The sequence below is a fragment of the Rugamonas fusca genome, assembly GCF_014042365.1.
Lineage (GTDB): Bacteria > Pseudomonadota > Gammaproteobacteria > Burkholderiales > Burkholderiaceae_D > Rugamonas > Rugamonas fusca.
Genome location: NZ_JACEZS010000001.1, coordinates 659145 through 672027, shown reverse-complemented (window position 1 = coordinate 672027; position 12883 = coordinate 659145). Strand labels below are relative to the sequence as shown.

Annotated in this window: 10 protein-coding genes; 7 read left to right on the top strand and 3 right to left on the bottom strand. The window is 67.0% G+C overall.

Annotated features, from left to right (window positions below):
- Positions 1–218: 218 nt before the first annotated feature.
- Positions 219–1187 (top strand): MBL fold metallo-hydrolase, encoded by a 969-nt coding sequence (locus tag H3H36_RS02925; RefSeq protein ID WP_182213774.1) that lies wholly within the window; start codon positions 219–221, stop codon positions 1185–1187.
- Here H3H36_RS02925 and H3H36_RS02920 read toward each other — a convergent pair whose 3' ends face one another.
- A complete protein-coding gene (locus H3H36_RS02920) occupies positions 1188–1610 on the bottom strand; it encodes a DoxX family protein (protein WP_182213772.1) in 423 nt (140 codons plus the stop codon). It abuts the gene before it with no gap.
- Between the two features lie 125 nt (positions 1611–1735).
- On the opposite strand from H3H36_RS02920, the gene H3H36_RS02915 reads away from it, so the two are divergent.
- Both H3H36_RS02915 and H3H36_RS02910 read left to right on the top strand, forming a co-directional pair.
- Positions 1736–2623, top strand: coding sequence for a LysR family transcriptional regulator (locus H3H36_RS02915; RefSeq protein ID WP_182213769.1), 888 nt, complete (start codon positions 1736–1738; stop codon positions 2621–2623).
- A 60-nt stretch (positions 2624–2683) separates the two neighbouring features.
- Positions 2684–3313 (top strand): FABP family protein, encoded by a 630-nt coding sequence (locus H3H36_RS02910; protein ID WP_182213767.1) that lies wholly within the window; start codon positions 2684–2686, stop codon positions 3311–3313.
- 12 nt (positions 3314–3325) lie between these two features.
- Here the strand turns inward: H3H36_RS02910 and H3H36_RS02905 are convergent, their stop codons facing one another.
- On the bottom strand, positions 3326–6022 hold the full coding sequence (locus H3H36_RS02905) for a sensor domain-containing diguanylate cyclase (RefSeq protein ID WP_182213765.1): 2697 nt from the start codon (positions 6020–6022) through the stop codon (positions 3326–3328).
- 123 nt (positions 6023–6145) lie between these two features.
- Positions 6146–7579, bottom strand: a complete 1434-nt coding sequence (locus tag H3H36_RS02900) for a methyl-accepting chemotaxis protein (protein WP_182213762.1) — start codon at positions 7577–7579, stop codon at positions 6146–6148.
- Between the two features lie 375 nt (positions 7580–7954).
- Between H3H36_RS02900 and H3H36_RS02895 the strand changes: the two genes are divergently transcribed.
- From H3H36_RS02895 to H3H36_RS02880, 4 genes are read left to right on the top strand one after another with little or no spacing between them, the layout of a single operon-like run.
- A complete protein-coding gene (locus tag H3H36_RS02895; RefSeq protein WP_182213760.1) occupies positions 7955–9346 on the top strand; it encodes a class I SAM-dependent methyltransferase in 1392 nt (463 codons plus the stop codon).
- Complete coding sequence (locus H3H36_RS02890; protein WP_182213757.1) at positions 9343–10707, top strand: sensor histidine kinase; 1365 nt, start codon at positions 9343–9345, stop codon at positions 10705–10707. The genes H3H36_RS02895 and H3H36_RS02890 overlap by 4 nt, the downstream gene beginning before the upstream one ends.
- On the top strand, positions 10704–11825 hold the full coding sequence (locus H3H36_RS02885; RefSeq protein ID WP_229219671.1) for a hybrid sensor histidine kinase/response regulator: 1122 nt from the start codon (positions 10704–10706) through the stop codon (positions 11823–11825). The genes H3H36_RS02890 and H3H36_RS02885 overlap by 4 nt, the downstream gene beginning before the upstream one ends.
- Positions 11822–12808 (top strand): response regulator, encoded by a 987-nt coding sequence (locus tag H3H36_RS02880; RefSeq protein WP_182213755.1) that lies wholly within the window; start codon positions 11822–11824, stop codon positions 12806–12808. The genes H3H36_RS02885 and H3H36_RS02880 overlap by 4 nt, the downstream gene beginning before the upstream one ends.
- Positions 12809–12883 lie beyond the last annotated feature (75 nt).

Sequence of the window (12883 nt, the reverse complement as noted above, 5' to 3'; positions counted from 1 at the left end):
ATAGCACGTTGAGCCGGGGTCAAAAATGGCTGATTGACAAGCCCATGACGGCGCCGGCGCTGGCGCGATGGCGAATTGCTGGCCGAGTGCCCCCGCCTTTTGCTACACTTTCCCCAACGCGGACCAAGCATGTGCAGCTGCATGCGCCCGCAACATGCAGGCGGAATGATGATGAAGCGACAGCGGCACGAACAGGCAGCTTGGGCGGGAGGCGAAGCATGAAGGCGAGGATCTGGGGCGCGCGCGGTTCGCTGCCCGTGGCCCTGAACCACGCCCAGGTACGCGCCAAGCTGGTGGCCGCGCTGGAAGGCGCCATCGGCCGCGGCCTTGACACGCCGGCCAGGATCGCCGACTACGTGGACAACGAGCTGCCGTTCGACGTGCGCGGCACCTACGGCGGCAATTCCAGCTGCGTGGAAGTGGAGGTGTGGGACCCGGATACCAGCGGCCAGCATGTGATCCTGGACCTGGGCTCGGGCGCGCGTGCGCTGGCCGGCGCCATGCTGGCCCGTTACGGACGCGACCATCCACAGACCTACCACGTGTTCATGTCGCACCTGCACTGGGACCACATCATGGGCTTCCCGTTCTTCACGCCCGCCTACATCCCAGGCAACCGCATCATCATCTACGGCTGCCATGCGGCGCTGGAGCAGGCGTTCCGGCGCCAGCAGGACCCGATCAGCTTCCCCGTGCGGCTGGAGCAGATGGCGGCCCACATCGAATTCCGGCGCATGGTTCCCGGCATCCCCGTCGTGATCGACGGCTTGCGGGTGACGGCCATGCTGCAGCTGCATGGCGGCGATTCCTACGGCTACCGGCTCGAGCACGGCCGCCGCGCGCTGGTCTACAGCACGGATTCCGAACACCGGCTGGACGACATGGCACAGCGGCTGGCCTTCGTGGAGTTCTTCCGCGACGCCGACCTCGTCATCTTCGACGCCATGTACTCGCTGGCCGAGGCCATTTCCGTCAAGGCTGACTGGGGCCATTCGAGCAACGTGGTGGGGGTGGAACTGTGCCAGCTGGCCGGGGTGCACAAGCTCTGCCTGTTCCATCATGAGCCCGTGCAGGGCGACACCCAGATCGCCCGGGTGCTCGAAGAAACGCGGCGCTACGCCGAGGTGACGGGCGAAGCGCCGCTGGAGGTGGTGTCGGCCTACGACGGCATGGAGATCGAGTTGTGATCAGGCCGCGCGGCGCGCCAGCGGCGTGCCCAGGCGGGCATCGAGGCTGAAGCTGCCGGCGCCGTAGGCGGCGATCTGCAGCAGGCCACCGGCCATCGCGATATTTTTCAGCAGGTGGATCAGCTGGTTCTGGTCGCCGATGGCATGGTGGAAGATCAGCCCCGTCACCAGCGAGAACCCGGCCAGCACCAGTGCGGTGGCGCGCGTTTGCAGGCCGGCCACCAGCAGCAGGCCGCCGGCCACTTCCACCGCGATGGCGCCTATCAATCCCAGGAAGGGGAAGGGCAAGCCCATGGCGGCGATGTAGCCCATGGTGGCGGCCGGCGCGGCGATCTTGCCCACGCCGCTGAAGACGAAGATGGTGGCCATCAGCAGGCGGCTGATCAGGGGCAGGGTGGCGGTGTTGACGTTGGCGTTGTTCATGGCAATCTCCTGGGTGGTTTCCGGTTGTGGAGCGCGTTGTGCGATCCGATGACTGCATGGTAGGCGCTGGACTGGTATCGCGGAAGCCTATATATTTAGATGGAATCCATCTATCGGAGCGATACATGCTGGACGCCATGTCCCTCGACCAACTGCGCACCTTCATCGCCGCCGCCGACGAAGGCAGCTTTTCCGCCGCCGGGCGCAAGCTGCGGCGCGCCCAATCGGTCGTCAGCCAGACCCTGGCCAACCTGGAACAGCAGGTCGGTTTCCCCCTGTTCGACCGCAGCGGACGCTATCCGCGCCTGACGGAGGCGGGCCGCGCCCTGCTCGACGACGCACGCGCCACGGCCAGCAGCATGGACAGCTTCAAGGCCCGCGCCCGCACGCTGGCCGAAGGACTGGAGCCGGAACTGGCGGTCGCGGTGGACGTCATGTTTCCCATCGCCGCGTTGACGGCGGCCGTCGGTTCCTTCCACCAGCAGTTCCCGCGCACGCCGCTGCGGCTGTACGTGGAGGCGCTGGGCGCCGTGGTGCAGCCGGTGCTCGATGGCCGCTGCCGGCTTGGCGTCGTCGGTTCCTTCCCCGACGTGCCGTCCGAATGTGCCACCGAATACCTGCTGGAAGTGCCGGCATTGCTGGTGGCCGCGCCCGGCCACGCGCTGGCGCAGTACGCGGGCGCCGTGCCGCTGGAGGAGGCGGCGCGCCACGTGCAGCTGGTGCTGACGGACCGCTCCAGCCTCACGCACGGGCGCGACTTCAACGTGATGTCGCCCCAGGTATGGCGGCTGGCCGACCTGGGCGCCAAGCTGGCCTTCCTGCGCGCGGGCCTGGGCTGGGGCAGCATGCCGCGCCACATGGTGCAGGACGACCTGGCGCGCGGCACGCTCAAGCCGGTGGAGGTCGAGGGCGGGCCCGCGTTCGGCGCCGCATTCTCCATGCGCGCCCTGTACCGCAAGGATGCGCCGCCCGGTCCGGCGGGCCGCTGGTTCCTGGAGCGCTTGCGGCAGTGAAGGCATGCTTGCTCTACAATAGTTGGCACCGACCAGGCAACCAACTGAAAGGCACGAGGCATGAGCGAATTCTCGCAGGATATCTACACCGAACCGTCCAACATCGACATCCGTACGCTGGAAAACCTGGGGCCGCTGCGGCCCATGGCTGGCGTCTGGGAAGGCAAGCGGGGGCTGGACATCAAGCCCAAGGCCGACGGTCCGCGCAAGCAGGCGTTCGTCGAGCGTATCGAGTTGCAGCCGATTGATCCTGTCACCAACGGGCCGCAGCTGTTCTACGGCTTGCGCTACCTGATCCTGATTACCAAGCCTGAACAGGTCAAGACCTACCACGAGCAGGTGGGCTACTGGCTGTGGGAACCGGCCACCGGCACCGTGATCCAGACCCTGGCCATCCCGCGCGGCCAGATCGCCATGGCCTCCGGCCAGGCGGCGCCCGATGCCAGGAGCTTCGAGCTGGTGGCGCGCCGCGAACAGGACACCTACGGCATCTGCTCCAATCCCTTCCTCGAATACGGCTTCAAGACGACGGAATACCGCATCAAGGTCACCATCCATGACGATGGCACCTGGGGCTACGAGGAAGATACGGTGATGCAGATCCGCGGCCAGGACGAACCGTTCCACCACATGGACAAGAACCTGCTGGTCAAGGTGGCCGAGCCGACGCCCAATCCGCTGGCGCGCTAGAGGCTGCCAGCGCTACGGCTGCTGGGCCACGACGTGGCAGTTGCGGCCGCGCCGCTTGGCCGCGTACAGGGCGCCGTCGGCGCGCGCCACCAGTTCGGCCGGGGTCTGCTCGCCACCGAGGTGCAGGGCCACGCCCACGCTGGTGGTCACGGCCAGTGGCTGGCCCGCCACCGTGAAGTCGGGCCGGATGGCCTCGACGATCTTGGCCGCCAGCCGGCCCGCCTCGTCGGGATCGTTGACCTGTTCGAAGATGATGACGAATTCGTCACCGGCCAGCCGGGCCACGGTGTCCGTGGCGCGCACATTGCCCACCAGCCGGGTGGCGAACTCCTTGAGCACGGTGTCGCCGCCGCCGTGCCCCAGGCTGTCGTTGATGGCCTTGAAGTTGTCCACGTCCAGGTAGGCCAGCGCCACGGGCTGCCGGTTGCGCCGCGCGCGGCCAATCGCCAGTTGCAGCAGTTCCTCGAACATGAGGCGGTTGGGGATGCCCGTCAGGGTGTCGATGCGGGCCAGGTGGATCAGCCTTTCCTCGATCTCCTTCATGCGGGTGGTGTCGTGCGTGAGCGAATAGACGCCGGCCACACCGCCGTCGGCCAGCACTTCCGGCACGAACGTCGTCTCCAGCGTGTGCATGCTGCCCGTGATGCGGGCCTTGAGCTCGTACGTGACGTGATGGCCCAGGTAGGCGCGCTCCAGGTGCTCCTCGGCGTTGCGGTAATGGTCGCGGCCGATGATTTCGGCCAGCGGGCGGCCTAGCCTGCTGGCCGGATCGATGCCGAACCAGTCCTGGAAGGTCGCGTTCAGGAACTGGACGCGGCGCTCGCGGTCGGCGTAGGAGATCAGCACCGGCAGGTTATCGGTCAGCAGCTTGAGACGTTTCTCGCTGGCCGCCTGGGTCAGCTCCGCGTTCTTGCGCTCCGTGATGTCGAGCGCCATCAGGTAGAAGCCGGCCACGCTGCCATCGGCGCGCAGGTCGGGGATCATGTCCACCATGAGCTGGATGGCGCGGCCCGTTTCGTGGCCTTCGCGCTCGTAGTGCACGCGCTCGCCCCGCAGCGCCGCCTCGTAGTAGGGGCGCAGGCGTTCGCGGAAAGCCTCGCCAAAGGTGTCGCCGAAGGTGCGGCCCAGCAGCGCGTTGGGGTCGATGCCCATCAGGTGCCGGAAGTGTTCGTTCGTGAAGCGGTAGCGCAGCTTGTCGTCCACGTAGGCGATCATGGCCGGCATGTTATCGGCGATCATGCGCGAGCGCTTCTCGCTGGCGGCGATCTGCTGCTCGTACACCAGCCGTTCCGTGATGTCGTGCAGGAAGGCGGTGGCGTAGTAGTCGCTGCCGTGGCGCAGGGCCCGCACCGACAGTTCGACGGGCACGTCGTGGCCGCCCCGGTGGCGCGCCGTCAGCCGCATCCGCGAATTGAGCACGGGGCCCGTGCCGCCCTTGGCGAAGCGGGCCATGCCGTCCCGGTGTTCGGCGCGCATGGCCGGTGGAATGATCAGCTCCGCCACATCCTGTCCCACCGCTTCCGTGCGGCTCCAGCCAAAGCTCTTTTCCGCCTGGGCGTTCCATTCCGTGACGATGCCGTTGGCGTCGCAGCTGATGAAGGCGTCCGGCGCCTGCTCCAGGATATTGCGGATCAGCGATTCGCTCTCGCGCGTCGATTCCAGCGCCGCCTCGCGCTCGGCCATCAGGACGTGGAAGGCGGAGCTCAGTTCGCCGATCTCGTCGCGCCGGCGCCGCTGCAGCACGTCGATGCCGGCCTTGCCGCTGCGGATATCGGCGATGTTGCGGCGCAGCCGGCCCAGCGGGCGCAGCAGGCCCAGGATGGCGACCCAGCCGATGGCGCCGGCCAGCGCGGCGAACAGGGTCGAGGCCAGGACCGCGTGGCGCCGCATCACGATCATGGGCGCGAACGCTTCGTCGGTGGGGAAGCGGGCGCCCAGGATCCAGTCGGCCGCCGGAATCCGCTTGTACGAATAAATGCCTTCGCTGCCATCCTTGTTGGCGGCGTTGGTCCAGCCTTCGAAGCCTTGCAGCGCCATTTGCGTGGCGCGGTTGACGCCAGGGCGCGCGTTAATGTGCTGCAGCAGGCGGGCCCGGTTGGGATGATTGACCAGGATGCCCTTGCTGGTCATGATGTACATGAAGCCCGTCTTGCCGGGTCGCTGGGCGCTGACGGGCGCCAGGAAGGAGGCGTTGGCCAGGTCGATGCTGCCGGCCAGCACCATGGCCACGGCGCCCGTTTCGTCCAGCACGGGCTGGGTGATGAGCACCACGGGCAGGTCCGTCACCGTGCTTTTGAATGGCTCGGAAATGATGCTTCCGCGCGAGGCGAGCGCCTGTTCGAAGAATTGTTTGGCCGTTTGCGTCAACGGCAAGGTGGCGATACCGCTGCGCGCCGTGTGGCGCAACACCCCCTTGCGGTCGTAGGTGACCAGGTTCAGGAACGCGGCGCGCACCGTGGGATGCTGCTCGATGAACTGGCGCATGCGTTCGGGATGGTCGCTCAGGTCGGGCGGCATGGCGTCGGCCAGGCTGGCCAGCAGCGTGCGCTTGGCCTCGAGCTGGGAATCAATGTTGGCGGCGGCGGCCGACAGCAGCGCGAATTGCTGGTCGCCGATCACCGCCTCCATGTCCCGTTCTGCCAGCAGCAGGGCCAGCGAAGTGACGATCACGGTGGCCGCCAGCACAAGCGCCACCACCACAGCCGTCATGCGGAATTTGAGGCTGCGGATGAGAGGGACGCTGGAGAGCATAGGAAGCCGGTGGTGGTTTACAGCGTGAGTATTGCACACGCGGGCGCGCCCGTCCAAGCGCGGCGCCCGCGCCAACGCCGGTCAGAACGCCTGCCACTGGTCCTCGTCGGCGCCATTGGCCACCTTGCGGGCTGCCTGTCCCGGCGCCTGCGGCGCCACGGGTACGGGCGCGGCAATGCGCTTGGGGCGCTGGCGGGGCAGGGCGCTGACGCTGGCCGGGGCGGGCGCGCCGCCGGCGCGATCATCGGCGCCATCGAGGCGGAACTGGTCGACGGCGTGCGACAGGTGGCGCGCCCGCTCCCGCATGGTGGCCGCCGCCGCCGAGGCCTGTTCCACCAGCGCCGCGTTCTGCTGCGTGCCCTGGTCCATCTGGCTCACGGCCGCGTTGATATGCTCGATGCCGGCCAGTTGTTCCTGGCTGCCGCTGGCGATGTCGCCCATGATGTCGGTCACGCGCCGCACGCTGGCGACGATCTCGCCCATGGTGTGGCCGGCCGCGTCGACCAGGCGGGCGCCGGCGTCCACCTGATCCACGGAGTCGCCGATCAGGGTCTTGATCTCGCGCGCGGCGGCCGCCGAGCGCTGCGCCAGGTTGCGCACTTCGTTGGCCACCACGGCGAAGCCGCGCCCCTGTTCGCCGGCGCGGGCCGCTTCCACGGCCGCGTTCAGGGCCAGGATATTGGTCTGGAAGGCGATGCTGTCGATGACGGCGATGATGTCGACGATCTTGCGCGCCGAGGCATTAATGGACGCCATGGTGTCGACCACCTGCGCCACCACGGCGCCGCCCTGGCCGGCCACGTCCGAGGCGGACTGGGCCAGCGTGTTGGCCTGCTGCGCATGGTCGGCGTTGCGCTTGACGGTGGAGGTCAGCTGCGCCATGGCCGATGCCGTCTCCTCCAGCGCGCCGGCCTGGCGTTCCGTGCGTTCGGCCAGGTCGAGGTTGCCGGTGGCGATCTCGGCCGAGGCAGTGGCGATGGCGTCCGTGCTGCCCCGTACTTCACGCACGATGCCGACCAGGCTGTGGTTCATCTCCTTGAGGGCGGCCGACAACTGGCCGATCTCGTCGGCGCGGCGGATCTCGATGCGCGAGCTCAGGTCGCCGCCGGCCACCGTGCGCGCCACTTTGACGGCATGGTTGATCGGTCCCACGATGCCGCGCGTGATGATCCATGCCGTGAGCAGGCTCATGAAGCCGCCAGCCAGGCCCAGCGCGATCATGACGGTGCTGGCCACGCGCGCGCCGTGCGCGGCGTCGCGCGCGGCCGCGCCGTCTTCGCTGGCCACGTCGGCCCGCAGCAGCTGGTCCAGCGCGCGCGCCTGGCCGGCCACGTCGTCCCTGGCCTGGTGCAGCAGGGCGATCTGGCGCGCCCGTTCATGTTCCGTGCGGTCGATTGCCTCGGCCGTCGTGCGCAGGGCCGACGCGCCCAGCGCGACCACCACCGCCAGCATGATCGTGGTGAGGGAAAAAGCGATTGTCAGCCGATGGCCGATCTTGATGTTTGCGATGTTCATGGCATTGTTTTTCTTCTCAGGCCCTGGCGCGGCGTGTGATCGGGCGTCCAGGGACGGTTGGTCGGGCCCGGCGTCTCCTCCGGGTGCGGGCAGTGTAGCAGTGCGCGCTTCTTGTGAATCAAGAAATATTTCTTATTAGAATTGCTGCACTAAAAGATAGAAAAACAACATATCTGGCGGGAATGAAATGTTGCTGAATATTTCACTGCCATGTACACTCGACCCGCAATGCACGGCAGTGCGTGCCCTGGATGCGTGCAAAGGATGTGTGCAAAACAAGAGCGGCGGGTGGCCGGTGGCGTTGCCGGTGCCGGCCTGGCTTTAACCCCGCCGGCTTGCCGCTGCGGCCCGCCGGCCATTTGAAGACGCCGAACCGTGTATTCACAATCGCAAATCGATCCTTTGGTCAGTTTCCGCAATGCGCAGGGCGAGGCCGTGCGGGGCACCCTGATCAACGTGCAGCGCATGGCGCTGGTGATGGAAATCTACAATCCAGATTTCATATTGCAAGTTAGTGAGGTGCTCTCCGAACTCACCGTACGCATCGGCACCCGCGTTGCCTACTGCGGCCGGGCGCTGGTGGTCAGCGTGGTCAACACGGGCTTGACGGCCGTGGTGTCGCTGACCCTGGTGGACGAGTGGTGCGAGCTGGGCGACCTGACGCTGGTGCCGGGCGCCGTCGGCGCGGAGGCGGCCGGGTTCGTGCGCGAATGGAGCGAACGCTATCGCATCGGCCGCGACTACCAGGCCGTGGTCAACGAAATGCGTGCCTTCCTGTCGGACGTGTCGCGCTGGGTGGACCAGGTGGACCTGGCCGGCAACCTGCCCAAGGTGGACGGCATGCTGCGCGAGGACCTGTTCTACGAACTGGCCAGCCCGTTCATGGACAAGACCCTGTCCTACCTGGAGCGGCTGGAGAGCGAGGCCGCCATCATCGCGCCGGAACTGGCGCCGGCCCACCGGGCCTTCTGCCAGTCGGCGCTGCATCCGCTGATCCTGCGCGCGCCCTTCGTGTTCCGCACCTACACCAAGCCGCTCGGTTACGCGGGCGACTACCAGATGGTGAACCAGATCCTGGACGATCCGCGCCAGGGCCCGAGCACCTACTTCCAGATCGTCAACACGGCCTTCCTGCAAGCGGCCGTGGCAGCCGCGCACCGCAACCGCATCGACATCCTGGTCGGCTTCCTCAAGGGCCTGGCCGACGAGGCGCGCCAGCTGGGGCGGCCCATGCGCATCCTCAACATCGGTTGCGGTCCGGCCGTGGAAATCCAGCGCTTCCTCGACAGCTATCCCGATCCCCATCTGCTCCAGTTTGAACTGCTCGACTTCAGCGCCGAGACGCTGGACTGGACCCGCGGCCAGCTATCCAGGCGGGCGGCCCGCAGCGCGCGGCCGGTGGAGATCCACTACGTGCAGGATTCCGTCCACAACCTGCTCAAGCGACGTGCCGGCCCGGCCGGCGAACGTACTTGCGAATTCGACGCCGTCTACTGCGCCGGCCTGTTCGACTACCTGTCCGACAAGGTGTGCGCGCGCCTGATGGCCCACTTCGCGAGCCGCCTGCGGCCCGGCGGCAAGCTGCTGGTGACCAATGTGCACTCCGATAATCCCGGCAAGTTCGGCATGGAGCATTTGCTGGAATGGCATCTGATCTACCGCGACGAGGCGGGCCTGGAAAAACTGCTGCCGCCGCAATCGCGCGAGCGCAAGATCTACGTGGACGCCACCGGCGTCAACCTGTTCGCGGAAGTGCGCATCGCATGACGGCCCGTCTGCCGGACGGTGTGGTGCTGGCGCCCGAGGAGAGCTACGAGACGGCCTTGCGCCACTTTCGGCTGGAATTCAGCCGGGCCGGCCTGCGCACGGGCATCGTGCTGGTGTTGCTGGGCGTGGGGCTGGACCACGCCATGTACCCGGAATGGCAGGCCGCGTTCGCCGGCTGGCGGTTGCTGGCGTCGGCGCTGATGGCCGTCATCCTGTGCGGCATGCGCACGGAATGGGGCAAGCACAATAGCCAGTGGCTCACGTTCGGCTGGCTGCTGCTGCCGCAGATCATGATCGCCGCCATGATCGCCGCCACCGAGGGCGCCGCCTCCATCTATTACGCGGGCCTGACGCTGGCCATCTACTCGTCGGGCATCGTGCTGGCGTTCGGTTTGTGGCAGAACATCGTGTTCGGCGGCGTCAGCTACCTGCTGTACGCGGCCGCGTGCGCGCACCATCCCGTCAGTTTCGAGCTGCATGGGCCATTTGTTGTCAATTCCATGTTCCTGCTGATGTCGGCCACCATCAGCGCCGTGTTCACGGTCTACAACGAGCGCGCCCGCTACCTGCTGTTCAAGCTCAAGGCCCAGGTGGCGCAGAAGAACCGCGAGCTGGAACTGACCAACAGGAGCCTGGCCGAGATCAAGGGCCAGATGCTGCAGCAGGAAAAAATGGCGGCGCTGGGCACGCTGGCTGCCGGCCTGATGCACGAAGTGAACAACCCGGTCAACTTCTGCCTGATGGCCATCGACCTGGCGGCCGAAGATCCGGTGGCGCGCACCAGTCCCTTGCTGACGGAATGCCTGGCCGACGCCAAGCAAGGCATGCAGCGCGTGCAGCACATCGTGTCGGATTTGAAGACCTTCGCCTACCGCAAGAACGGCGACAACCTGCTGAGCGCCCACTTCCTGTTCGAGCGGGCGCTGGGTGCGGCCATCCGCCTGATCGGCCACGAGCTCAAGGACATCAAGGTGGCGCGCGATCTGCCGGCCGACACCCTGGTGCGCGGCGACGAGGCGGCCATCATCGGCGTGCTGATCAACCTGTTCAGCAACGCCGTGATGGCCATGCGCAAGGCGGGCAAGCGCCCGCATGAACTGGCCATCACGGCCGTGTGGACAGGCCAGCGCCTGCTGGTGACCGTGCGCGACAATGGTCCCGGCATCCCGGACGAACAACTGGCGCGCGTGTTCGAACCGTTCTTCACGACGCGCGAAGTGGGGCAGGGTCTGGGGCTGGGCCTGAGCATCAGCTACCGGGTGATCGAACGGCATGGCGGCGTGCTGCTGGCCGAAAGCGTGGTGGGCGAGTGGACCAAGATGATCTTTGACTTGCCGCGCGCGGAAACGGAGCAACGATGATGCGTCCAGCGTCCCATCCGGCCGCCGCCATCCTGTACGTGGATGACGAGGAACTGGCCTGCAAGTATTTCGAGCGCGCCATGGCCGACGACTATGAGGTGGTGACGGCGGGCGGGGTGGACCAGGCCCTGGCCATCCTGTCCACGCCCGGCCACGGCATCGGCGTGCTGGTGACGGATTACCGCATGCCGGGCCGGGTCGGCAGCATCCTGCTGCGCTACGTGAACCAGCACTTCCCGCACATGGTGTGCCTGATGGTGACGGCCTACGCGGACAAGGACGTGCTGCTCGACAGCATCAACGGCGCCGAAGTGTTTCGCGTGCTGGAAAAGCCGCTCGACCTGTACCAGTTGCGCCTGGCGCTGCGCCAGGCCAGCGAGCGCGCGCGCGAACGACAGTCGCGGCGCGACAACCTGCTGGCGATCGAGGAAACGCTGGCCTTCCTGGCGCACGAGTTGAACACGCCGCTGGCGACGATAGGCAATTTCGCGCGCGGCATCGCGCGCCGCGCATCAGGCGATGATCCGGCCCGGCAGCTGGAGGAAATCGGCCACGCCGCCACGCTGATGCAGGATAACGCCCGTTATTGCTTGTCCGTGCTGAGCAGTTTCGTCGATTCGGTCAAGCTGGCCAATGGCGCGCTGCCACCGTCGGCCCCGCGCAGCGGGCAGAGCGCCGCGCAGTTGCTGGCTGCGCTGCTTGACGCCTATCCGCTCACGCCCGCGCAGCGCCAGATGATACGCACCGACGTGCAGCAGGACTTTAACGTCAAGGCGCTGCCCAATTGCGTGGCGCTGGTGCTGTCGTCCATCATGAGCAACGCCTTGCGCGCGCTCGATGGCCAGGCCGACGCGGCCTTGCGCTTCACGGTGCTGGTCGATGGCACGCCGCAGATCAGTATCAGCGACAACGGTCCCGGCATTCCGCCCGAGATCCTGGCGCGGCTGCTGGTCGATCCCGTCACCACGCATGCCCATAACGGTGGCAATGGCTGGGGGCTGATATTCTGCCAGCGCATCATGCAATCGTTCGGCGGCAATATCATGGTGCAATCCAAGCCAGGACGCTACACCACCGTCACTTTGAATTTCCCAGCAATCGAAAAGGAACTTGTATGAGCGATCCCGCAACGCAGGCACCGACCATTCTGTATGTCGACGATGAAGCGACCGCCCTCAAATATTTCCAGCGTGCCCTGGGCGCGCTGGCCAACGTCATCACGGCCGAATCGGTGGAGGAGGGCAAGCGCCTGCTTGACGCCCATTCGGACACGCTGGCCGTGCTGGTGTCCGACCAGCGCATGCCCGGCGCCAACGGCAATGAACTGCTGTTCTACGCCTGGGACAAGCATCCCCACGTGGTGCGCATCCTGACCACGGCGTACTCGGAACTGGAGCAGACGGTGGAAGCCGTCAACCAGGGCCAGATCCACCGCTACATCCAGAAGCCGTGGGACATTTCGGCGCTGCGCATGGAGCTCAAGCAGGCGCTGGACATGGCCCAGCTGCGCAAGGACCACAACCAGCTGCTGCGGGAAAAGCTGCTGGTGCGGCAACGGCAAACGCTGGCCAACCGGGTCGCCATGCTCTACACCCTGTGCGCGGGCCTGAGCGACCGGGGCGCCCACGTGGCCGTGGAAGCGAGCCTGGCCGCCGCCGTGTGCGCGGGACTGGAGGGCATGGAGCCGGACTGGCTGATGTTCGATTTTTCCGACCTGACGGGTTCGGAAGTGATGCGTTGCGCCGCGCTGGGCGAGGCCGTGCGGGCCCAGCTGGCCCGCATCGAGCAGCGCTGCCCGAGCAACGAGCCGGAGCAGGTCTTGCTGTTGCTGGCTGAATTCTTCGGGCCCACCTTTGAAGCCACCGGCCCGTCGCGCGGCATGTTCGTGCAGCCGGCCACGCTGATGGAATTCCTGGCCTTGCCGACCCAGGCTGCGCCGTCGGCCACCCACGCCGCCTGGTTGGCCTGCCTGTTGTGGCTGGGCCGCCGGGGGCACGCCATGCAGCTGACGCCCGATGGCGCCGTGCTGCGTTGCCAGATCAGCGTGGCCGACCCGGCCTTCGGCGCCCCCCAGCTGGCCGCCTGGATCGACCAGCTGTGATGGCCGCGCCGGCGCCCTGCGGTGCGCCGGATCGCGTGTCGATCGCTTAGCATGGTGGCTTCCCGGCACATTGCG